The organism is Sodalis sp. C49 (genome assembly GCF_046352915.1).
In the GTDB taxonomy this organism is placed as follows: Bacteria; Pseudomonadota; Gammaproteobacteria; order Enterobacterales; family Enterobacteriaceae; genus Acerihabitans.
Window position 1 is genome coordinate 1,036,170 of sequence record NZ_CP163303.1, and the last position, 22,212, is coordinate 1,058,381.

The window sequence follows — 22,212 nt, forward strand, 5'->3', positions numbered from 1 at the left end:
TATCCGTCTGAGAAGGATACATTGAATGATACCGCGCCACCTGCCGGCCGATCTTATGGAGTAGGACTGATGAAACTAGCCGTCTACAGCACTAAAAATTACGATCATAAATTTTTGTCACAGGTAAATGAACATGTTGGCTTTGAAATAGAATTTTTCGAATTTCAATTGACGCCGCGTACGGCCAAGACCGCTGAAGGCTGCGATGCGGTGTGTATTTTTGTCAATGACGACGGCGGGCGCGACGTACTGGAGGCCTTGGCCGAAATGGGCGTAAAGCTGCTGGCGCTGCGCTGCGCCGGCTTCGACAATGTCGATCTGGCGGCGGCCAAAGAGCTTGGCATTCAGGTGGCGCGGGTACCCGCCTATTCGCCCGAAGCGGTGGCGGAACATGCCATCGGCCTGATGATGTGCCTGAACCGGCGCATTCACCGCGCCTACCAGCGCACCCGCGACGCCAATTTTTCCCTTGAGGGCTTAATCGGCTTTAATATGCACAACCGCACCGCCGGGGTGATCGGCACCGGTAAAATCGGTGTCGCCACCATGCGCATCCTGAAAGGCTTCGGCATGCGCCTGCTGGCGTTTGATCCCTACCCCAGCGCCCAGGCCCTGGCGCTGGGCGCCGAATATGTGGATTTAAAGACCCTGTTCGCGCAATCGGATGTGATCACCCTGCACTGCCCGCTGACGCCGGAAAACCACCATCTGCTTGACCGGGAAGCCTTCGCGCAAATGAAGGACGGCGTGATGATTATCAACACCAGCCGCGGCGGCCTGATCGATTCGCAGGCGGCCATAGAAGCGCTGAAGCTGCAGAAAATCGGCGCGTTGGGCATGGACGTTTATGAAAATGAGCGCGATCTGTTTTTTGAGGATAACTCCAACGACGTAATCCAGGATGATGTGTTCCGCCGCCTCTCCGCCTGTCACAACGTGCTGTTCACCGGCCACCAGGCGTTCCTGACCGAAGAAGCGCTGACCAGCATCGGCGAGGTTACGCTGGAAAACCTGCGCCAGCTAAGCCAGGGCGAGCACTGCCCGAATCTGGTTACCGCCTGATACCCGGCCGGCCTCGCCTGATGATACGCGGGGCCGGCCTAAACGTGGCTGGGGGTTACCTGGCGTCAGTGATTAAGCCCATTCTCTCGATTAGCAGGCTCATTTTATCGATATAAGGACCCAGCCGGGTCAAATTCTCCTGTACCTCGGCTCTTATTGCCTCCAGCGGATAAGCGTCATTATTCAGTTCCCGCAGCCATTGCACATATCGGCCCATTACGTCCATCAGACGGTCGAACTGCCTCGGGCAGTTGATCTGTGCCGCGCCCCCATCCTCCCTCGCGCCGGCATTGATATCCTGTAGCAGGGCCTGCACATCCCGGCATAGCGCCTCGATACTTTCGCCAAACGCGCCGCATGCGGCAAGAAAATGGCTGGCAGACCATGAGCTCCCGGCAGCCAAGGCGGCGCCCGGTTCGCAGCACCTGATTTTTACCGGCACGACAGCGCCGGCGTCTTGCCCGGCGACAGCGGCGTCGCGCTTGCGCTGCCGGCCGATGCCGGCAGGCGCGAGGCTGATGTCGGCGGGCGCGTGGCTGACGGCCAGCGGCCAAGGCGCCCGCCGCCGGGCAGCATCATCTCCCGCCGGGGATAAACCGGCGGCATCAGGCATGGCGGGAGGGGAGAGTTTATTCAGAAATGGGTTCATAATAGCGTTTTATCCTTGATGGACGGGTAGCGATCCTGGCCCCTGTCAACGGCAGTTGCCAGCAGGACCACGATGTTATGCCATCAGGGGGCTCCCCGTAACGCTATCGGACCGGCGTTGCCCGAGGGTTCAGGCAAGAACGTATTGCCTGGCTGGGGATGGGAGCGGGATGCTTAAAAACGCTTGCCGTTGGCCAGTTGGCACATGCCCACCGTGGTGCCGTCAAGCTGGCGCGCCAGGGTCATGGTGCCGCCCGCGTTCATGCAGCGGGGGGTATTGGGCACGTCCACGCGCTGCGGCAGGCTGGCGGTGGTAGCCTGCTGGCCCATCTGCTCGGGCTCGTCATTATTGGAACTGCTGCAGGCGACTAATAATAGCGCGGATGTTGCCATCAACCACCGTGAAAACGTCATTAATCAGCTCCGTAATAATTGTACTAGGAATAGTCTGAAGCTTGCATTCTAGTCGCACAGCGTCTTGACGTCGAGTCTTGCGGGGCCGGTTTTACAATTATCCGCGCGCTTCATCGCACAAAAGCAAAAATCCCCTAGGGTTGCTACTGGTATACTGGCGCCCATAAGGGGTAACCCAATGATTTATGGGTTATCAACCGTGAACAGAAAAGGTACAGCATGATCACCACAGACGGGAATAACGCAGTCGCTTCGGTGGCCTATCGCATTAATGAAGTTATCGCCATTTATCCGATTACGCCCAGTTCCACCATGGCGGAGCAGGCCGATGCCTGGTCCGAGGCGGGCACCGCCAATATCTGGGGCGATGTTCCCCGCGTCGTGGAGATGCAGTCCGAAGGCGGCGCCATCGCCACGGTGCACGGCGCGCTGCAGACCGGCGCATTATCCACGTCCTTTACCTCGTCGCAGGGTTTGCTGCTGATGATCCCGACGCTGTATAAACTGGCGGGTCAGCTGACGCCGTTTGTCCTGCATGTGGCGGCCCGTACCGTGGCCACCCACGCGCTGTCGATTTTCGGCGACCATTCGGACGTGATGGCGGTACGCCAGACCGGCTGCGCGATGCTCTGCGCCGCCAGCGTACAGGAAGCGCAGGATTTCGCCCTGATATCACAGATCGCCAGTCTCAATAGCCGGCTGCCGTTTATCCATTTCTTCGACGGTTTCCGCACCTCGCATGAAATCAATAAAATCGCGCCGCTGGCGGACGCGACGCTGAAAAGCCTGCTGCCGCAGGAGGCCATCGACGCCCATCGCGCCCGCGCGCTGACGCCGGATCGCCCGGTGATTCGCGGCACTTCGGCCAATCCGGATACCTATTTCCAGTCGCGCGAAGCCACCAACCCCTGGTACCACCAGGCTTACGACCATGTGCGCCAGGCCATGGACGCCTTCGCCGGCGCCACCGGCCGCCAGTATCGTCCTTTTGAATATTACGGCCATCCCGAGGCCGAGCGCGTGATTATCCTGATGGGGTCGGCCATCGGCACCTGTGAAGAAGTTATTGATACCCTGCTCGCCCGGGGTGAAAAGGTCGGCATCGTCAAGGTGCGGCTCTATCGCCCGTTTCGCGCCGATGCGTTGCTGGCCGAGATCCCGCCGGGCGTCAAGGCCGTCGCGGTACTCGACCGCACCAAGGAACCGGGGGCGCTGGCCGAACCGCTTTACCTGGACGTGATGACCGCGCTGGCGGAAGCCTACAGCCAGGGACAGCGGGATAGCCTGCCGCGTACCATAGGCGGTCGCTACGGCCTGTCGTCGAAAGAGTTCGATCCGGCCTGCGTGCTGGCGATTTTCAACGAGCTGTCCCTGCCGCGGCCCAAGCCGCGCTTTACCGTGGGCATCTATGACGACGTCACCAACCTGTCCCTCCCCCTGCCGCAAGCGGATTTGCCGCGCCTGGCAAAGCTGGAGGCGCTGTTCTACGGACTCGGCAGCGACGGCACGGTGTCCGCCACCAAAAATAATATTAAAATTATCGGCAACAGCACCCCGCTGTTCGCCCAGGGCTATTTTGTGTATGACTCGAAAAAAGCGGGCGGCCTGACGGTTTCCCACCTGCGGGTCAGCGAAAAACCGATTAACTCCGCCTACCTTATCAGCCACGCCGACTTTATCGGCTGCCACCAGTCGCAGTTTATCGATAAATACCAGATGGTGGAGCGGCTGCGCCCCGGCGGTATCTTCCTGCTGAATACCCCCTATGGCGCCGATGAGATCTGGGCGCGCCTGCCGCAAGAAGTGCAGGCGCTGCTGAAGGCGCGCCAGGCGCGGTTTTATATCATCAACGCGGCGCAGATTGCCCGCGAATGCCAACTGGGCGCGCGCATCAATACCGTAATGCAAATGGCGTTCTTCCAGCTGGCCGCGATTCTACCCGCGGACAGCGCGCTGGCGGAGCTGCAGTCGGCCATTGCCCGCAGCTACCGCAGCAAAGGCCAGGAACTGGTGGAGCGTAACTGGCAGGCGCTGGCCGCCACGCGCGAAGCCCTGTTCGCCGTGCCGCTGGAAGACGTTAACGATCGTAGCCCCATGCGTCCGCCGGTGGTCTCCGACGCCGCGCCGGACTTTGTCAAAACCGTGACCGCCGCCATGCTGGCGGGCCTGGGGGACGCCTTGCCGGTCTCCGCGCTGCCGCCCGACGGCACCTGGCCGGTCGGCACCACCCGCTGGGAGAAACGCAATATCGCCGAACAAATCCCGCTCTGGAAGCCGGATTTGTGTACCCAGTGCAACCATTGCGTCGCCGCCTGTCCCCATGCCGCCATCCGCGCCAAGGTCGTGGCCCCGCAGGCCATGGCCGCCGCCCCCGCCGGCCTGGCTTCGCTGGACGTGAAATCCCGTGATATGCGCGGCCAGAAATATGTGCTGCAGGTGGCGCCCGAGGACTGTACCGGCTGTAACCTGTGCGTCGAAGTGTGCCCGGCCAAGGATCGGCAGGATCCCGCCATCAAGGCCATTAACATGGCCTCGCGGCTGGAGCATGTGGAGGAGGAAAAAATCCATTATGACTTTTTCCTGGATCTGCCCGAGATGGCCGTGTCCCAGCTGGAACGCATCGATATCCGCACCTCGCAGCTGATTACACCGCTGTTCGAATACTCCGGCGCCTGTTCCGGATGCGGCGAAACCCCCTATATCAAGCTGCTGACCCAACTGTACGGCGACCGGCTGTTAATCGCCAACGCCACCGGCTGTTCCTCCATTTACGGCGGCAACCTGCCGTCCACCCCCTACACCACCAATGCGGAAGGCCGCGGTCCGGCGTGGGCCAATTCGTTATTCGAGGATAACGCCGAGTTCGGCCTGGGCTTTCGCCTGACGGTGGATCACCATCGCCGGCGCGTGCTGCGTTTGCTTGAAGAGCACGCGTCGCTGTTGCCGGCGGATCTGGTCGGCGAACTGCGGGCGGACGGCGTGGCGGTGGAAACGCGGCGCGGGCAGATAACGCGGCTTCGCGCCGAACTGCGCCCGCTGCTGCAAACGCAGAGCGTCGACGCCGGCCTGCGCCAGCTGGCGCAAGACGCCGATTACCTGGTGGATAAATCCATCTGGCTTATCGGCGGCGACGGCTGGGCCTATGATATTGGTTTCGGCGGGCTGGATCACGTCATGAGCCTGACGGAAAACGTCAATATACTGGTGCTGGATACCCAATGTTATTCCAATACCGGCGGCCAGCAGTCGAAGGCCACACCGCTGGGCGCGGTGACCAAATTCGGTGAACAGGGCAAACGCAAAACCCGCAAGGATCTGGGCGTCAGCATGATGATGTACGGCCATGTCTACGTGGCGCAGATTTCACTCGGCGCCCAGCTTAACCAGACGGTGAAAGCCATCCAGGAAGCGGAAGCCTATCCGGGCCCGTCGCTGATCATCGCCTATAGCCCGTGCGAGGAGCATGGGTATGATCTGGCGCTAAGCCACGATCAGATGCGCCAGCTCACCGCCACGGGCTTTTGGCCGCTGTACCGGTTCGACCCCCGCCGCGGCGACGAAGGCAAATTGCCGCTGGCGCTGGACTCGCGCCCGCCCAGCAGCGATTTGAGCACCACACTGCTTAACGAGCAGCGCTTCCGGCGGCTGAATACCCAGCAGCCGGAGGTGGCCGCGGCCCTATACCAGGCGGCGGAAAAAGACCTGAAGGCGAAATATGACTTCCTGGCCCGCATGGCGGGTAAAACCGACGCGGCGGAATAGCCGACCGCCGGCGTTACGTTATCAACGCTGCGGGCCGGCAGGCGGCGAATATCGACGCCATGAGGCGGCATGGACTTTCCAGTCGCCGCCCCAGGGGTTATTATTAAGCATAATTTAGCGATTATTCAGGTACGCAATGGATCAGGGCGACGTGACCTTCGCGGTGCAACAGCCGGCGCAGGACGTTTTTTATCTCTCATGGGTGGCCTATATTCGCCCCGTGGTGCTGTTTCTGGTAATGGGCGCCATCGGCCTTATCGTGTCGCAGTCTGCGCGCGACGCCAATTACATCCTGGTGGGCTACGGTATCCTGTTTGTGGCTATTATCAAGGTAATCTACGATTTTGCCTGGCGCAGGCGTTTCGTATTTTATTATGATGATGACGGCGTCTGGGTGTTCCGCGGCCTATTGCCGTGGAAAAAAGGCGTCGGCGGCGTCAAATGGCGCGATATTGACGAGGCCACGTTTGACACCGGGTTTTTCAGCTGGCTGACCAAGTCGTACCGGGTCCGCGTCGGCCACCGCTTTACCCAATCGAACGAAATCCTGGTAACCCACATCAAGCGCGGCAACCAGGCGGCGGCGGTCATCAACCAAAAGCTGATGCAGGATTTCCCCAACTGAAAGTGTTCAACGTCGCCGCCATAATCGCGTACAATCCCCGACAAGAGTCCTCACATCGCGGCCCCGCGGGCTTGGCGGCGCGCCGGTAACAGTCAAAGGCATAACCACCGTGGTCGACCAAAAAGAGCAGTACAACCTGAACAAGTTACAAAAACGCCTGCGCCGCAACGTCGGGCAGGCCATTGCCGATTTTAATATGATCGAAGACGGCGATCGCATCATGGTATGCCTCTCCGGCGGCAAGGACAGCTACACCATGCTGGAAATCCTGCGCAATCTACAGCAAAGCGCGCCGATCAGCTTCTCGCTGGTGGCGGTCAACCTGGATCAAAAGCAGCCGGGCTTTCCCGCCGATATCCTGCCCGCCTATCTCGATGCCTTGGGCGCCGAGTATAAAATCGTTGAGGAAAATACCTACGGTATCGTCAAAGATAAGATCCCCGAGGGTAAAACCACCTGCTCCCTGTGTTCGCGCCTGCGGCGCGGCATTTTATACCGTACCGCCACCGAGCTTGGCGCCAATAAAATTGCCCTGGGGCATCATCGCGACGATATCCTGCAGACACTATTCCTGAATATGTTCTACGGCGGCAAGTTAAAAGGCATGCCGCCGAAATTGATGAGCGACGACGGTAAACATATCGTCATCCGCCCGCTGGCCTATTGCCGCGAAAAGGATATCGAGCGCTTTGCCGAGGCGCGCGCCTTTCCCATTATCCCCTGCAACCTGTGCGGTTCGCAGCCCAACCTGCAGCGGCAGGTGATAGGCAATATGCTCAGGGACTGGGATAAACACTACCCGGGGCGCCTGGAGACCATGTTCCGCGCGATGCAAAACGTGGTGCCGTCCCATCTCGCCGACGGCGGGTTATTTGATTTCAGGCAATTGCATGCCGGCGGCGACATCATCGACGGCGGCGATATGGCGTTTGACCCGCTGGAACTGCCGGCGCAGCCCGCGGGCTGGCTGGCGGATGATGACGTTGATGCCCTGCCGCCTGTCGGCGCGCGCCTCGACGTCGTGGAAATAAAATAGCGCGAGCTACCACATATGCGGCGGCGGGTCCTGTATCGGCTTGGGGTCGGGATTATAGGGCGGCTCCAGGGGCGGATCCGGCAGTGGGTTCGGGATCGGCGGCGGATCGGTCGGGATGGGTTCTTCCGGTATCGGATCGCCTGGAATGCTCATTCGATACGGAACCGGTGCCTGGCGCACCCGGGGTGTCATAGTCATAGGCATACTGTCCACCTCTTTAAAGGGTCTTATCAAAGCAGCGCGTTTGCTGCGGACTCACGTTAAGGATAGTGGGCAATTGGGGTAAGGACAAATCCCCGCCCTGCCGCCCGGTTAATATGCCCGCCGGGGAAAAACCAAAAAAAAATGCCAGGTTAATAAACCCGGCATCGTATGAATTAAATATGCTATGCAATAATTCAAAAAAGGAAGTAAGACAATATGGAGCGCAACGCCCATCGCTTGACGTTGCATTCACCTGCGGGATCGATAGTGCCCCATCCCGCGCCCCTGCTTTTTGATATTGCTCAATATTAGCCGGCTTTTTTGCGTTTTTTGCGTAAATTTTGCCGCGCATCGCCGCCACGCTATGCATATGGCTATAACCATTTACGCCGTTTTAACCATAGCGCCACACAAAGCACCAAGATAATTAACGCCAGGCAGAAGATACTGAAACCATAACGCATATTGCCGCCGGGGATGCCGCCCAGGTTGACGCCAAACAAACCGGTAAGAAAGGTGGTCGGCAGGAAAACCATGGCCATCAGCGACATGGTATAACCGCGGCGGTTTATCGACTCGGCGGTAATCCAGTTAATTTCATCGGCAATCACCGCCGTGCGGGCAATGCCGCCGTCGATATCGTCGATGCCGCGCCCCAGGCGATCGGCGATATCCTGCATGCGCCTGCGGTCGTCATCCCCCATCCAGGGCAAATGCTCGCTGGCCAGGCGGGCGAAGACATCGCGCTGCGGCGCCATATAGCGCCGCAGGACAATCAGCTGCTTGCGCAGTTTCGACAGCTGGCCGCGCGGCGGGATCTGCTGGTCCAGCAGATCGTTTTCCAATACGATGATGCGGTCATGCATATCTTCAATAAACTCGCTGGTGTGATCGGTCAGGGTATCGCACATATCCACCAGCCAGTTGCCGCTGTCCACCGGCCCCTGTTTTTTCTGCAATTCGTCAAGCATCTCCTCCACCGCCTGGATCGGCTGGTTACGGGTGGTGACGATCAGTTTTTCCGTGATATAGATACGCAGGACAATCAGCTCTTCCGGGTATTCCTCGGTATTGAAGTTAATGCTGCGCAAAATTATCAGCGCGCCTTCGGGAATGCGGTTAACTCGCGGCCGCGTGCTGTTGCCGGCCAGCGACTCGCGCACCGGATCGGGTATCAGCGGCGATGTGGCCAGCCATTCCATGCTGGCCTGATGTTCCGTATCCAGGTGCAGCCAACAGGGATGGAGGCAATGCGCAATGTCCGAGGCCTCGATAGGCGTAATGCCGCCCTGGCCGTCTAATTGTCCGGCGTAGACCACGCCGTTGATATGCAAGGCTTCACGATCGAGCACTTCCAACTTTTTTTCCTTATTCGGCACGATTCGGCACGGATTGATGTCAAGTCTAGCGCCAAACGGGAAGATATAAAGAATTATAAAACCTCGAGGTTACAGCACGTGATGCCGGCACCCTCGCTATGCGCGCGGACGGACGTCGCAAACGCGGTTTTTGCCCCGGCTTTTGGCCGCGTACAGCGCGGCATCGGCGCTGCGGATAAATACGGCGGGCGTATCTTCCGGCCTCACCGGCATGGCGGCGTGGGCGCCGGCGCTGATTGTCACCACGCCAAAGGGGCTGGCGTCATGGGGGATTTGCAATTCATGCACCGCCCTGACCACCGTCTCGGCAAACGTACGCGCGCCGGCGAGATCCGTGCCGGGCAGAATAACGGCGAACTCTTCCCCGCCGTAACGCGCCACCAGATCGTTCACCCGGCGCGGCAGCGCCAGCAGCGTTTGTCCTACCCGCTGCAAACATTCATCCCCCGAGACATGGCCGTAGATATCGTTATATTTTTTAAATAAGTCGATATCGAGCAGGATCAGCCCCAACGGCGTCAGGTCGCGACAGGCGCGCTGCATCTCATTTTGCAGCACGATATCAAACTGGCGCCTATTGGCGAGGCCGGTAAGACCGTCATGCAGGGCCTGAACAGCCAGCTTTTGATTTAATTCCGTCAATAAGTCCCGGGCGATAAGCAGGTCTTTTTCCGAGCGCAGGCTGAAGTTAATTTGCCGCAGCAGCGCCCATGCCAGCAGGGTTAAAATGATCAGGATCCCCGCCCCGCCCGCCGCAAAAATAATACTGTCGGTACGCCAGCCGCGCAAAACTTCCTTTTTAGACAAACCCGCCGCGATGACCAGCGGATACTGATCCAGCTTGGAATAGCCGAAGATGCGTTCCACCTTATCGTAATAAGAAATAATCGTTGCATTGCCGGATTTGGCCCGCGGCAACACATCGGTAAACAGCGTGCTTTTGGCCATGCTCCGGCCGATGGCGCTTTCCTCATAAGGCCGGCGATATAAAATGGTGCCATCGGCCAGCATTAATACCAGGGCGGTGTCATTGTCGATGGCGAAATGATTGTAATACTCCTGGAAATAGCTGACATAGACCGTCGCCAGCGCCACGCCGCCGAAGCTGCCGTCCTGGTTATTTATCCGGTGCGACACCGGAATGACCAGATCGCCGGTGGATCGGCTGCGGATCACCTTGCCTATATATAAGCGATTGTCATTATGGGCTTGGTGATATTTGAAATATTCGCGATCCGCATTATTGGCATGAGGCGGAATAATACCCGAAGCCGTCACCAGCCAGTGCCCCTGTGAGTCATAAATAAACCCGCCGTGCAGCTGCGGCAGGTGTTTAAGCTGCTCACTCATGACTTTTTGCAGGCGCGGCAGCCGCGCCTGCGACAGGCCGTCCGTGTCCAGGCGTTCCATCAAATCCTGCAGCGTAATATCCACCTGCAAAAAGGTGTCTTCCGCATGCTGGGAAAGGGCGCGCGACAGATTGGCGGAATCTTGTTCGGCATTCACCAGATCGCGCCCATGCGCATTCCAGATTTGCCAGGTATCAAGGAAAATAATGGCGCAGGCCACCACCACAATAAAAATAGCGGCATGGATCAGCAGCGAAGCATGATTGACGACCTTATGCAGCAGGCGTAAGGCACCATTCGGCGAATAATCCATCTATTCCTTGATTTTACGGGTTTTACATCAGCTGCGACGGCGTGCTGTTATGCGCAGGAGGCAGGGAATTTCAGTTAAGTATTAAACTAATTAATGTAATTTGCAATTAATAACCCCACCCGGCCAAGCCGGAGGAATAGACCGCGGAATTTCCAGGCCATGCGCGACAAGCGGAGTCCGCAAAACCCGTCAGAAATACCGTCCGCGTCTTTGCCTCAGAAAGGCGTTGACGGCGACGGCAGATGCCGTCCAGCAAAATAATATAGCGCGACGAAGAGCAATAACCCGCAGAACTTCAGCGGGTTAACAGGGCTATGCGCCAAGCGGCGGACAGTGATAAAGCAACGGCGCGGACTTAGTGCCTGAGGATATACATCGTCTGGCTATAAGCCACATCTTCCGGATTGGTTATCGGATATCCCTGCACCCAGGGTTTGATCAAACGGCCGTTGGTATATTGGTAAATGGGCGCAATCGGCGCTTGCTCGGCTATCATATCTTCCGCTTTATTGTAATCCGCGCTGAGGCGCTGCGGATTGGTTTGCCGGCTGGCCTCGGCGAGCAGGCGATCATAGGCGGGATCATTAAACTTGGCGATATTGCCGCTATGGGTGGCGGTCAATAATGACAGGAAGGTGGAAGGCTCGTTGTAATCCCCTACCCAGGAAGCGCGCACCACGTCAAAGTTACCGGTATTGCGGCTGTCGATATAGGTTTTCCATTCCTGGTTCTCCAGCTTGACGTTTACCCCCAGCTTTTTCTTCCACATCGAGGCCACGGCGATAGCGATTTTTTCGTGACTTTCCGACGTGTTATACAGCAGGCTCAGGGTCAGCGGTTTCTCCGGGCCGTAGCCCGCCGCTTTCATCAGCACTTTTGCCTCGGCGTCCAGCTCTTCCTGGGAATGCCGCTGCAGGAAATTCTGCTGCGGCGTGAAACCCGCGGTGACATCCGGGGTAAAATGCCAGGCGGGTTTTTCGCCGGTGCCGACCACTTTTTCGGCGATAATTTTACGATCAATGGCATAGGACAGCGCCTTGCGCACCCGCACATCGTCGGTGGGCGCGCGCCGGGTGTTGAACGCGTAATAGTAGGTGCCCAACTGGTCCGGGGTATAAACCTGGCCGGGAATATCCTTTAGCAACTGCTGGTAGCGGTTTTTGGGGAAGGATTCGGTGATATCAATATCGTTGGCCAGGTAGCGATTCAGGGCGGACGATTCCTGATTGAGCGGAATAAAGGTTACCTGGGTCAATACCGTATGCTGATGATCCCAGTAATGTTCATTGGGCGTGAGGACGATTTTTTCATTTACGACCCTCTCGTGCAGGGCGAAGGCGCCGTTGCCCACCAGGTTGCCGACCTTGGTCCAGTCGTTGCCGTATTTTTCCACCGTGGCGCGATGCACCGGGAACAGGCTGAAATTGGCGGTCAGGCTGGCAAAATACGGCACCGGTTTGCTGAGTTGCACCTTTAGGGTGTAATCATCCGGCGCGCTGACCCCAAGCCGTTCTGCGGGAAGTTTCCCGGCGGTGATGTCTGCTGCGTTTTCCAGGCCGGCCAGTTCGGCGAACCAGGCGAAGGAGGACAGGTTTTTCGGGTCGGCGAGACGCCGCCAGCTGTAGACAAAATCATTTGCCGTGACAGGGTCACCGTTTGACCAGCGCGCGTCGTGGCGCAGGTGGAAAATAAACGTGCGGTTATCGTTGGTTTGCCAGCGGGTCGCCACCCCCGGGATAAGATTGCCCTTGGCGTCCTCATTGACCAGTCCTTCAAACAGATCGCGCACCACTTGGGCTTCGGGCAGGCCGACCACTTTGATCGGATCGAGGGAAGCCGGTTCATCTTTGATATGGCGCACGATGTGCTGCTGTTCGGCCAGCTGCGTGCCTTCGGGTACCGTGGCGGCCCAGAGATTGCCGCTCAGGGCGATAATAAACGACGCACATAAGGTAGGGTTGAAACGCGGCATGGCATTATCCTTGTTATCGTAACCGGTGCAGAGCGGCCCGGCGCTTTCCCGGTGTTTTTCCTGCCAGGGATAATAACGCCGGACGTTTTGCGCTAAAGTAGATGAATCAATGTAACGTATTATTTTCGGTCAGGAAACAGTATGGAGTTATTTCAACCACGCGCGCGGCGGGGAAAGCTGCCTTCCCTGGGCGAGCCCTACGGCCGGTCGGTGCTGGGCGCGCCGTTGCTTTTTTTCCCGGCCGCCGCCCCGGCCCCGGATACCGGGTTGATTATCGCCGGTACCCATGGCGACGAAACCGCAAGCGTGGTGGCGCTGTCGTGCGCGCTGCGCACGCTTGGCCATCCTGCGCGTCATCATGTGATCCTGGCGGTAAATCCGGACGGCTGCCAATTGGGATTGCGGGCTAATGCTAACGGCGTGGACCTGAACCGCAATTTTCCCGCCGCCAACTGGCGGCCGGAGGAGACGGTGTACCGTTGGACCAGCAGCGCGGCGGAGCGGGATGTCTTGCTGTCCACCGGCGCCGGACCGGGCTCGGAGCCGGAAACGGCGGCGTTATGCCGATTGGTGGCGCGACTCGCCCCCGCCTGGGTGGCGTCTTTTCATGAGCCGCTGGCCTGCGTGGAAGAGGCCGTGCCATCGCCTTTGGGCGCCTGGCTGGCGGCGCGGCTGGCGCTGCCCTTGGTGACAAGCGTGGGCTACGAGACGCCGGGTTCGTTCGGGAGTTGGTGCTCAGATCGTGGTCTGTCCTGTATTACCGCCGAGCTTCCCGCCGTGTCGGCCGACGCCGCCACCGATCGTTACCTGGCGGCGCTGGTTGAGCTGCTGATCTACGATGGGAATGCCGGGTGAGAGACGCTCATCCTTTAACCAGCCGGTTTTAAGTCCGGTGGTATCGGCGGCCATACCCTGCCATGGGCGTTCGGGCGGATGGGAAAACCACGCCCGATTCGACCCCATCGGCACGGTGTCCCTTTAACACGTCTTGTGTAGGTTTGGCGATCGCCGTCCTGGTAATATTGGGCTTACGTGAAGATGAATGTCGCCATGGTGATGTCGCTGCGGCGGGGGTTTCGCTTGCCGTGCGTGAGGGTGCGCTAGGGCATATGTCGCTTTGGCGAAGGTTTCGCTTGCCGTGCGTGAGGGTGCGCCAGGGTATATGTCACTTTGGCGAAGGTTTCGCTTGCTGTGCGTGAGGTGTTCATATGTATTGCCGGGCGCCGGCAAGCGACAAAGAGGCCGTACCGCGACGGCCTCCTTGACCTCCGCGCTCCCGGCGGCTCATGCCGGGGTCACAGGCGCCGTCAGCGCGCTTTATGCCGGTCCACATGTCGCTGTTGGCCATGCGTTTTATGAAGTGACTGCGGCGCTGTTGCTTAGGATAGGGATTGGCGTCGGGATAGGATTGACCATCATGGGATGCAATTGCTGTGGAATGCAGCTGACACAACGAAATGTTGGACATGCAGTCATGCAGTCATGCAGTCATGCAGTCATGCAGTCATGCAGTCTTGCAGTCTTGCAGTCTTGCAGTCTTGCAGTCTTGCAGTCTTGCAGTCTTGCAGTCTTGCAGTCTTGCAGTCTTGCAGTCTTGCAGTCTTGCAGTCTTGCAGTCTTGCAGTCTTGCAGTCTTGCAGTCATCATTCAACTTTAAGCTTAAGTTTTAACAGTAAGCATTACGCTTTCAACCATTAGCCATCAGGCTGTACACTTTAGCGCAAAATCAATACTGATATTTTTCCGGTAATCGCATACCGCTAGGAACCCCAAAACGCTGTTATTCTCACAGGCGATGGTGTTGACGTGGTGCCGGCATAGAGTGCGCCGGCAGCGCGCATCACGGCTGGATGAGCCGCCGGGAGCGACGAAAGTCCGGTTTGCGCCGGGAGCGCATACCGGGCGGTCCACAAGCCGGGATGGGTGATGCCGGGCACCGCGCAGCGGCGCACGATCTGCCGGACGCGCGGAGGTCAAGGAGGCCGTCGCGGTACGGCCTCTTTGTCGCTTGCCGGCGCCCGGCACTACATATGAACACCTCACGCACGGCAAGCGAAACCCCCACTGGGGCAACATAAGCCATTTCGCCATCCGCAAATGCCCCCCCCACCGCGGCCACATAAGCCATTTTGCCATCCGCAAATGAAACCCCTGCCGCGGCCACATAAGCCGTTTTGCCATCCGCATATGAAACCCCCACCGCGGCAACATAGGCCATTTTGCCATCCGCAAATGAAACCCCCGCCGCGGCCACATAAGCCATTTTGCCATCCGCAAATGCGCCCCCGCCGCGACAAAATAAGCCTCCCCGCCAGCCGCCAGCGCCCCCGCCACGATTGGCGAGGTCACTTACAAATTATGGCGAAAAAAGCGGCGGACGGCAGACGAAGCCATTTTAGTCCAGGGTGATGGAGCCGCAGCCGAAATTGAGGTGCGGTTCGGCATCCAGCGCCAGCCAGGTCGGACCGTCGAGATCGATAAACCGCGCCCCGGGCGTCAGCGGCAGCGCGGCGGCGATAGCGCGCGAGGTGCACAGCATGCAGCCGAGCATAATGCCGAAACCCTGTTCCCGTGCCTGTTGCGCCAGCAGCAGGGCTTCAGTAAGGCCGCCGGTTTTATCCAGCTTGATATTGATCATCTCGTAATTATCCCGTAATGCGGGCAACTGCTGGCGGGTGTGGCAGCTTTCGTCGGCGCAGATGGGCAGCGGATGGATAAAATGCTGCAGCGCGGCATCCTGCTCTGCGGGCAGCGGCTGTTCAAGCATGGCCACGCCCAAATCCGCCAGCAGCTGGCAGCGGGACGCCAGCCCTTCCGGTTGCCAGGCTTCGTTGGCGTCAACAATCAGCGTGGCGTCCGGCACTGCGGCGCGGATGGCCACCATGCGCTCGGTGATAAGCCGGTCGTCAAGTTTGATTTTCAGCAGCCGCGCCCCCGCCTGCCAGTAACCCAGCGCCGCCTCGGCCATGCGCTCCGGATCGTTGATGCTCAGCGTTTGCGCCATGGCGATGGTTGCCGGCAGCGCCACGCCCGCCCTTTGCGCCAGGGTTTGGCCGGCCAGCTGGCGTTCCAGGTCCCAGAGCGCGCAATCGACGGCGTTGCGCGCCGCGCCGGCCGGTAACAGCTGCTGTAATACGTCGCGGGTGATATCCTGTTCCACCGGATGAACCACGGCGGCGAGCTGTTCCATGACCGACTGCTCAGTTTCGCCATAGCGGGGATAAGGCGTGCATTCGCCAATGCCCCGGACGCCGTCCTGTTCTATCTCCACCACCACTACCCGGGCTTCGGTACGGCTGCCGCGCGCAATAACAAACGGCGTATGCAGCGGCCATGCCTCCGGATAGAAACGCATTACTCTCATTGTGACCCCTTAGATAAGCAATAATAAATCAAAACTAAACAACCCTGCCGGCAAACACAAGGTCATGAAGATATTTACGCGGCGCGGCGCGGGCGTCAGCCTTCGCCCTCTTCGCCGGATTTTTTGGCGCTAAGGCCGTATTCGCGCAGCTTATTGGCAATGGCGGTATGGGAAACGCCCAGGCGTTTGGCCAGTTTGCGCGTGCTGGGATAGGTTCGGTAAAGGCGGGTCAGCACGGAACGTTCGAAGCGTTTGCTGATCTCATCCAGGGACCCGTCGAGGATTTCCTCCGCCATGGGCTGCGTCAGGTCGAAATCCGGCAGATCAATATCGGCGACGCGCAGTTCGTCCCCGTCCAGCTGGGCCATGGCGCGGGTTAAAACATTTTTCAGCTGGCGTACATTGCCCGGCCAGGCGTAGCGGTTAAGCATAGCGGCCAGGTCGGGCGCGACCCGCGGGCGGGGGATGCCCTGCTCATCGCAGAACTGGGCGATAAACAGCGCGGCCAGCGGCATGATATCGTCCGGCCGGTCGCGCAGCGGCGGCAGGCTGAGCGTCAGCACGTTCAGGCGATAATAAAGATCTTCGCGAAACTGTCCTTTATGGACCAGTTCCAGCAGGTTTTTCTGGGTGGCGCAGTAGACGCGCACATCCACGTGCATTTCACGATCCTCGCCCACGCGGCGGAACGTGCCGTCATTAAGAAAGCGCAGCAGTTTGTTTTGCATGCTCGGCGACATCTCGCCAATTTCGTCGAGCAAGACCGAGCCGCCGCCGGCCTGTTCAAAAAAGCCTTTTTTGCCCTCAAGGGCGTTGGGATAGGCGCCGGCGGCGTGGCCGAATAATTCGCTCTCCGCCACATCATCCGGCAACGCGGCGCAGTTCAGCGCCAGGAACGGGTGTTTGCCGCGCCGGCTGCGCAGGTGGCAGGCATGGGCCAGCAAATCCTTGCCGGTGCCGGTCTCGCCGGTAATCAACAGCGGCGCATCCAGCATCGCCAGCCGTCTGGCGCGATCGAGGGTTTGGCGCATGGCCTGGCTGACGGCGATGATATGGCTGAATTCGCTATCATCGTTCGGCGCGTGTTCCTGCAGTTGGCGTCCCATGCGCACGGCGGATTTCAGCAATATCACCCCGCCCACCGTGGCGGGCTGTCCGTCTTCGCCGGTCAGCTGAACGGGGGTGATTTCCAGCAGATAGTCCTGGCCCTGGATCACCACCCGCAGGCTTTCGGCGGCCTGCCGGCCGCTCTCAAGCCAGCGCACGACGTTAAAACCGCCGATCAGCTGGTTTACCGGCTGTTGGTGCAGTTGATCGGCGCGTTGGCCGAACAGGGCCAGCGTGGCCGGGTTAGCCAGTTCCACCCGGCCTTTGAGGTCGATGGACAACACCGGCTCCGGCATGGCGGCCAGGATGGCTTCCAGCGCGCGGTGCTCGCGCTCGGAGGGCATAAACGCGACGGTATGCACGTCGCAGACGCCGGGGATGCGGCGGATTTCCGCCATCAGCGCCCGAAAGGTGTCGATTTCAAGCGTAGTCAGATTAAGATGGATCCGCCCGCTGGGGTCGATTTCAATACCGCGCAAATCGATACCGCGCGCTACCAGTAAATCCAGCAATTCCCTGGCCAGACCGAGGCGGTCCTGACAAATAACTTCCAAACGCATGTACGCCTCTTACCCGTGATGACAATATTGGCTACATAATACGTGGCGACGCGTCCGGGATGAAGTCATCTGTCACAAAAAGTTGCCAGGATGGAAAATTTTCCGCCCGGCGCGGGCCACGGCGCAGCGGACGGGAGCATCAGGGGGCGGGTTTACGCTCCATCAGGCTTTTCAACTGGCCGATAATTTCCCGCCTATAGTCCCCCAGGCGCGGTTTGTCGCCCTCTATCCAGGGCAGCGGACGACACAGTTCCATGGCCTTGATGCCCAGGCGCGCGGTCAGCAGGCCCGCGCCCATGCCCTGGGCAACACGGGCGGAGAGGCGCGCGGTCAGGTCCTGCGACATCCAGTCCAGTCCCACTTCGCGCACCCATTCGCTGACGCCGGCAAAGGCGATGTTCAGCAATACCAGCCGGAATAACCGGATGCGGCTGAAATACCCCACTTCAATGCCATACAGCGCCGCCACCCGGTTGATAAGCCGCAGATTGCGCCAGGCGATAAACCCCATGTCTACGATGGCCAGCGGACTGACCGCGATCATCAGCGCGGACTCGGCCGCGGAACGGCTGATTTCCGCCCGCACCCGGCCATCGATGACCGGCTGCACTATTTTGGCGTACAGCATAACCACTTCACGATCGCTGTGGGTATCGTGCAGCATCGCCTGCCAGCGCCGCAATGCAGGATGGGCATCGTCAATTCCGGCCTGGCTGGCCAGGCGCAGGCAGAACGCGCGACCCTGGCCCAGCGCGTGGCTGCGCAGCAGCTCCCCGGCCCGGTCGCGTTCCCCGGCCCGTTGGCGCAGGCGATATAACCGCCGCCATTCGGTGGCCAGCGACCCGGCGCCCGCCAGGACAAACAGGGCGCCGGCGCCCAGCCCGCCCAGCGCCAGCCAGTCGTGCTGCTGCCAGGCGCGCGCGGCCCACAGCGCCCCCTGCGCCCCCGCGCTGACGACCAGCAGCCCGGTGCCGGCAATGACCATGCGGCGCCAGATACTGCGTTTCGGCCGCAGGGCGTTGACCAGCAGTTGCTCCGCCCGCCCTTCCTCATCCTGCTCCTGCTCCGGCGGCGTCAGCGGATGAAACTGCGCATCCTGTAATTGCTCAAAGGTGAGCTTGGTGCGCAGCGCGGGCTCCGCCGGCGGCGCCAGCGGCTTGTCCGGCTGTGGTGGAAAATCGATACGGGGCTTTACGGGATCGTTCATCGTAGTTTATCTCCCAATAAAAACTCCATCACCGCATCCAGGCGGATGTGCGGCAGCGGCCGGTCGGGGTCCATGGCGCGCGGACGGAAATTTTCGAAGGCGAATCCCTGTTCGCGCCAGAAGGCGGCGCCCGGCAAACGGGCCGGCACGTCGCCCGGATAAAAGGTCAGCGGCTGGTTGTCCTCCAGACGATGTCCGTTCAGGGCGGGAATGGCGCCGCCCTGATGATCGACCAGGCCGTTTTGCGTGGCCTGCACCGAGGCCAGTCCCACACAGTCCATGGTGATGCCTTCGAACGCGGCATTTTGCCAGGCGTCCTGTACCAGTTGCTGCAATAGCGACACCAGGTTGGCCTGCTGATCGGTGGTGACGTGATCGGCCTTGCTGGCGGCAAACATCAGCCTGTCGATACAAGGCGAAAACAGACGGCGGTACAGGCTGCGCTTGCCGTAATGAAAGCTTCTCATCAATTGGGTCAGGGCCAGGCGCATATCGTTAAAGGCATGGGGGCCGCTGTTTAGCGGCTGCAGGCAGTCGACCAGCACGATTTGCCGATCGAACCCGGTAAAGTGCTGCTTATAAAAGCCCTTGACCACTTCCTGGCAGTAATAGTGATATCGCGCGCGCAGCATGCCGAGATTGGACGTTTTTGCCGCCTGTGCCAGCCGTGCCTCGCCGTCGTCCGTCACATCGGGCCAGGGAAAAAACTGCAGCGCCGGCGCGCCGGCCATATCGCCCGGCAGGACAAAACGCCCGGGCTGGATAAAGTGCAGGCCCTGGCGCTTGCAGTGCAGCAGGTAATCGGTATAGGCGCCGGCGATATCCGCCAGCGCGCGCTCATCGGCCGGCGCCAGTGGGTCAAGCGCGGCGCACTTCGCCAGCCACGGCGCCGCCCATTGCGCCCTATCGCCCTGCAGCAGGCCGTGCATCTGCCGCGACCAGGACAGGAAGTCCTGCTCCAGCATCGGCAAATCCAGCAGCCATTCGCCGGGGTAATCGACAATTTCCAGATACAGCGTGCCGGTATCCTTGATATGGCGCCAGAGGGAATCGCGTGAACGATAGCGCAGCGCCAGGCGCATTTCGCTTACGCCGCGCGTCGGCACCGGCCAGGCGGGCGGCGTGCCGTACAACGCGGCGATGCCCTCGTCATAGGCAAAGCGCGAAATGCCCAAATGGCGCTGGGGCACCCGCTTGGCCCCGAGCAAACGGCCGTCGCGCACGGCCGAAAACATCGGCAGGCGCGCGCCGTTATTGACCATCAGCAATTGATTGACAAAGGAGGTGATAAACGCGGTTTTGCCGCTGCGGCTCAGTCCGGTAACCGCCAGGCGCAAATGGCGGTCCATGCCGCGGTTCAGCAACGCGCCGAGATCGTTTTGCAGCCGGCTCATAACGCTTTCAATGGGTAAGGGGCATAAAAAAAGCAAAAAAACCGCACCGTGGCCTGAGCGAACATATATTCCTCCTGGTTGAAAGAAGTCTATTATGTCGCCCAATGGCCTAACAAACAAATTTCCGCCGCCGATGCCGGACGGGCGAGCTCACCCCCGGGCCGGCGCCGCGCCAACCGAGTAGTCCATGTGCTGCAAATCCGCCATAAGCGACGGGCCGGTCGGCTCCCACCCGAGCTGCCGGCGCGTCCAAACGCCTGAAGCCCGCAGATCCATGCCGGCGAACATGGCGAACCAGCCGAAATGCGGTGCCGCGTCCCCGCCCGACAGCGAAACCACCGGCACGCCAAGCCCCGCGCCGACGCATTGCGCGATGTCGCGCGCCGGTATCCCTTCCTCGGCCACGGCATGATAACGCGCGCCCCTGCTGCCCTTGTCCAGGACGAGCACATAGAGCTTCGCCACATCAAGCACATGGGCCGCCGGCCAGCAGTTGGCGCCGTCGCCGACATAGGCCGCCACGCCCTTTTCACGCGAGATGGCGATAAAGGGCGTAATCAGCCCCTGTTTAACGGTGTCGTGGACCTGAGGAAGCCGCACCACGCGCACGTCTATCCCATCCTCGAGCAGCGCATGGCCCGCCAGCTCGGACGCCACGCGCGGATTGGGATGGTTGGCGTTAAAGACATCCTCCGTCGCGGGCTGGCCGTGGCCGGCATCGCCCATGCCGGTACCGGAGGTAATGATAAGGGGGCGATCGGTGCCTTTAAGCGCGGAGCCCAAGGCGGCGATGGCACGCCGGTCCTTTTCGCAGTTCGCCGCGAAGTGGGCGAAATCATGATCGAATGCGGTATGGATAACGGCGTCGGCCGCGGCTGCCCCGGCGCGCAGGCTGTCGAGATCTTCCAGGGCGCCGCGATGGGCTTGCGCGCCGGCCGCCTCCAGGGCTTGGGCGCCGGCGTCGGATCTTGTCAAGCCGAGGACATGATGTCCGGCCGCCAGCAGTTCGGGTACAATGCGCGCGCCGATAAAGCCGGTCGCGCCAGTGAGAAATACGCGCATGAAATACCTCCTGTGTGGTCGTGCAGCAAGTATTCTCCTAAAGTCCGGGCGATAAAAGTAGTGGCTTTATCCTAGTATAAAGAGTAACAGGATCGCGGTATCCCCCGGCACGCCATCCCTTACGCGCCTTGGCATGACATACAGTGCCGGCAAGGCGTTACAGCTGGCGAAAGCGATTGCGCACGCCGAAGGTGTCGGAGGTGACGTAACGCTCTACCTCGCGCAGTTGCTGCTCGCTGTCCTGCAACTGCAATTCCAGCAGTTCGATCTGCTGGGCCGGCGGCATGCGCGAGCGGCCGGCCGGCGCTTCGTCAGCCGGCGCCGGCTCGAGCCAGTAGGCCAGGATGGCATAGGCGGCGAGGGTCAGCAAAAACAGGCCGAAGAACATCGACAGCACCACGATAATACGCACCAGTTTCACCGGTACGTCCAGATAATGCGCCACCCCGGCGCAGACGCCTTTGAACATGCCTTCTTCCGGCCTGAGGTAAAGCGGCTGTTTAAAAGGTTGAGCCATATCATTGCCTCCAGTTGGGGTGTTCGGCATCCAGTATATCTTCCAGCGCCCGGATGCGCGCCTGCATGCGCGCCGCCTGTGCGTTGAGTTCGGCCAGGCGGCGGCTGTCCTGCGCCTGCAATGCCGAACCCTGCCTGCGGCGGCTGTTGTAATGCAGCCACAGCCATATCGGCGCCACGAACAGGATGAAAATGGTCAGCGGAATGGCAAGCACAATCGACACGGCTTCCATGATGG

The 22,212-nt window shown here is 60.0% G+C and carries 19 protein-coding genes; 5 read left to right on the top strand and 14 right to left on the bottom strand.

The window, feature by feature from the left end; genetic code table 11:
* Positions 1-69: 69 nt before the first annotated feature.
* Positions 70-1,062, top strand: coding sequence for a 2-hydroxyacid dehydrogenase (locus ABUK12_RS04575; RefSeq protein ID WP_410015168.1), 993 nt, complete (start codon positions 70-72; stop codon positions 1,060-1,062).
* A gap of 55 nt (positions 1,063-1,117) precedes the next feature.
* On the opposite strand, the gene ABUK12_RS04580 is transcribed toward ABUK12_RS04575, so the two are convergent.
* Both ABUK12_RS04580 and ABUK12_RS04585 read right to left on the bottom strand, forming a co-directional pair.
* Positions 1,118-1,711 (bottom strand): hypothetical protein, encoded by a 594-nt coding sequence (locus tag ABUK12_RS04580; RefSeq protein WP_410015169.1) that lies wholly within the window; start codon positions 1,709-1,711, stop codon positions 1,118-1,120.
* A 173-nt stretch (positions 1,712-1,884) separates the two neighbouring features.
* Entirely contained in the window at positions 1,885-2,103 is a 219-nt protein-coding gene (locus ABUK12_RS04585) for a DUF333 domain-containing protein (protein WP_410015170.1), read from the bottom strand.
* Positions 2,104-2,343: 240 nt separating this feature from the next.
* On the opposite strand from ABUK12_RS04585, the gene nifJ reads away from it, so the two are divergent.
* From nifJ to ttcA, 3 genes are all read left to right on the top strand, one after another.
* The gene (gene nifJ / locus ABUK12_RS04590) at positions 2,344-5,886 is read left to right on the top strand and encodes a pyruvate:ferredoxin (flavodoxin) oxidoreductase (RefSeq protein WP_410015171.1); all 3,543 of its coding nucleotides are present in this window, start codon (positions 2,344-2,346) and stop codon (positions 5,884-5,886) included.
* Positions 5,887-6,022: 136 nt separating this feature from the next.
* Entirely contained in the window at positions 6,023-6,511 is a 489-nt protein-coding gene (locus tag ABUK12_RS04595; RefSeq protein WP_410015172.1) for a hypothetical protein, read from the top strand.
* Positions 6,512-6,611: 100 nt separating this feature from the next.
* Positions 6,612-7,547 (top strand): tRNA 2-thiocytidine(32) synthetase TtcA, encoded by a 936-nt coding sequence (ttcA, locus tag ABUK12_RS04600; protein WP_410016550.1) that lies wholly within the window; start codon positions 6,612-6,614, stop codon positions 7,545-7,547.
* A gap of 6 nt (positions 7,548-7,553) precedes the next feature.
* On the opposite strand, the gene ABUK12_RS04605 is transcribed toward ttcA, so the two are convergent.
* The 5 genes from ABUK12_RS04605 to ABUK12_RS04625 all read right to left on the bottom strand — a co-directional run bounded on the left by ABUK12_RS04605 (position 7,554) and on the right by ABUK12_RS04625 (position 12,764).
* Positions 7,554-7,745, bottom strand: a complete 192-nt coding sequence (locus ABUK12_RS04605) for a hypothetical protein (protein WP_410015173.1) — start codon at positions 7,743-7,745, stop codon at positions 7,554-7,556.
* A 19-nt stretch (positions 7,746-7,764) separates the two neighbouring features.
* Positions 7,765-8,121, bottom strand: coding sequence for a hypothetical protein (locus ABUK12_RS04610; RefSeq protein WP_410015174.1), 357 nt, complete (start codon positions 8,119-8,121; stop codon positions 7,765-7,767).
* Positions 8,122-8,125: 4 nt separating this feature from the next.
* On the bottom strand, positions 8,126-9,109 hold the full coding sequence (gene zntB, locus ABUK12_RS04615; RefSeq protein WP_410015175.1) for a zinc transporter ZntB: 984 nt from the start codon (positions 9,107-9,109) through the stop codon (positions 8,126-8,128).
* Between the two features lie 117 nt (positions 9,110-9,226).
* Complete coding sequence (locus tag ABUK12_RS04620; protein ID WP_410015176.1) at positions 9,227-10,792, bottom strand: diguanylate cyclase domain-containing protein; 1,566 nt, start codon at positions 10,790-10,792, stop codon at positions 9,227-9,229.
* Between the two features lie 355 nt (positions 10,793-11,147).
* Positions 11,148-12,764 carry an ABC transporter substrate-binding protein gene (locus ABUK12_RS04625; protein ID WP_410015177.1) on the bottom strand — a complete coding sequence of 539 codons (1,617 nt, stop codon included), beginning with the start codon at positions 12,762-12,764 and terminating at the stop codon, positions 11,148-11,150.
* Between the two features lie 141 nt (positions 12,765-12,905).
* Here ABUK12_RS04625 and mpaA point away from each other — a divergent pair, with 141 nt between their 5' ends.
* A complete protein-coding gene (gene mpaA / locus ABUK12_RS04630; protein WP_410015178.1) occupies positions 12,906-13,619 on the top strand; it encodes a murein tripeptide amidase MpaA in 714 nt (237 codons plus the stop codon).
* A gap of 1,540 nt (positions 13,620-15,159) precedes the next feature.
* Here the strand turns inward: mpaA and ycjG are convergent.
* From ycjG to pspB, 7 genes are all read right to left on the bottom strand, one after another.
* On the bottom strand, positions 15,160-16,128 hold the full coding sequence (ycjG, locus tag ABUK12_RS04635; protein ID WP_410015179.1) for an L-Ala-D/L-Glu epimerase: 969 nt from the start codon (positions 16,126-16,128) through the stop codon (positions 15,160-15,162).
* Positions 16,129-16,223: 95 nt separating this feature from the next.
* On the bottom strand, positions 16,224-17,795 hold the full coding sequence (gene tyrR, locus ABUK12_RS04640) for a transcriptional regulator TyrR (protein WP_410015180.1): 1,572 nt from the start codon (positions 17,793-17,795) through the stop codon (positions 16,224-16,226).
* Positions 17,796-17,934: 139 nt separating this feature from the next.
* Positions 17,935-19,002 carry a YcjF family protein gene (locus tag ABUK12_RS04645; RefSeq protein ID WP_410015181.1) on the bottom strand — a complete coding sequence of 356 codons (1,068 nt, stop codon included), beginning with the start codon at positions 19,000-19,002 and terminating at the stop codon, positions 17,935-17,937.
* Entirely contained in the window at positions 18,999-20,396 is a 1,398-nt protein-coding gene (locus ABUK12_RS04650; RefSeq protein WP_410015182.1) for a YcjX family protein, read from the bottom strand. Before ABUK12_RS04650 ends, ABUK12_RS04645 begins: the two co-directional genes overlap by 4 nt.
* A 150-nt stretch (positions 20,397-20,546) precedes the next feature.
* Positions 20,547-21,458: an SDR family oxidoreductase gene (locus tag ABUK12_RS04655; RefSeq protein ID WP_410015183.1), complete on the bottom strand. Its 912-nt coding sequence runs from the start codon at positions 21,456-21,458 to the stop codon at positions 20,547-20,549.
* Positions 21,459-21,615: 157 nt separating this feature from the next.
* On the bottom strand, positions 21,616-21,975 hold the full coding sequence (gene pspC / locus ABUK12_RS04660; RefSeq protein ID WP_410015184.1) for an envelope stress response membrane protein PspC: 360 nt from the start codon (positions 21,973-21,975) through the stop codon (positions 21,616-21,618).
* A 1-nt stretch (position 21,976) separates the two neighbouring features.
* Positions 21,977-22,198: an envelope stress response membrane protein PspB gene (pspB, locus tag ABUK12_RS04665; protein WP_410016551.1), complete on the bottom strand. Its 222-nt coding sequence runs from the start codon at positions 22,196-22,198 to the stop codon at positions 21,977-21,979.
* Between the last annotated feature and the right edge of the window lie 14 nt (positions 22,199-22,212).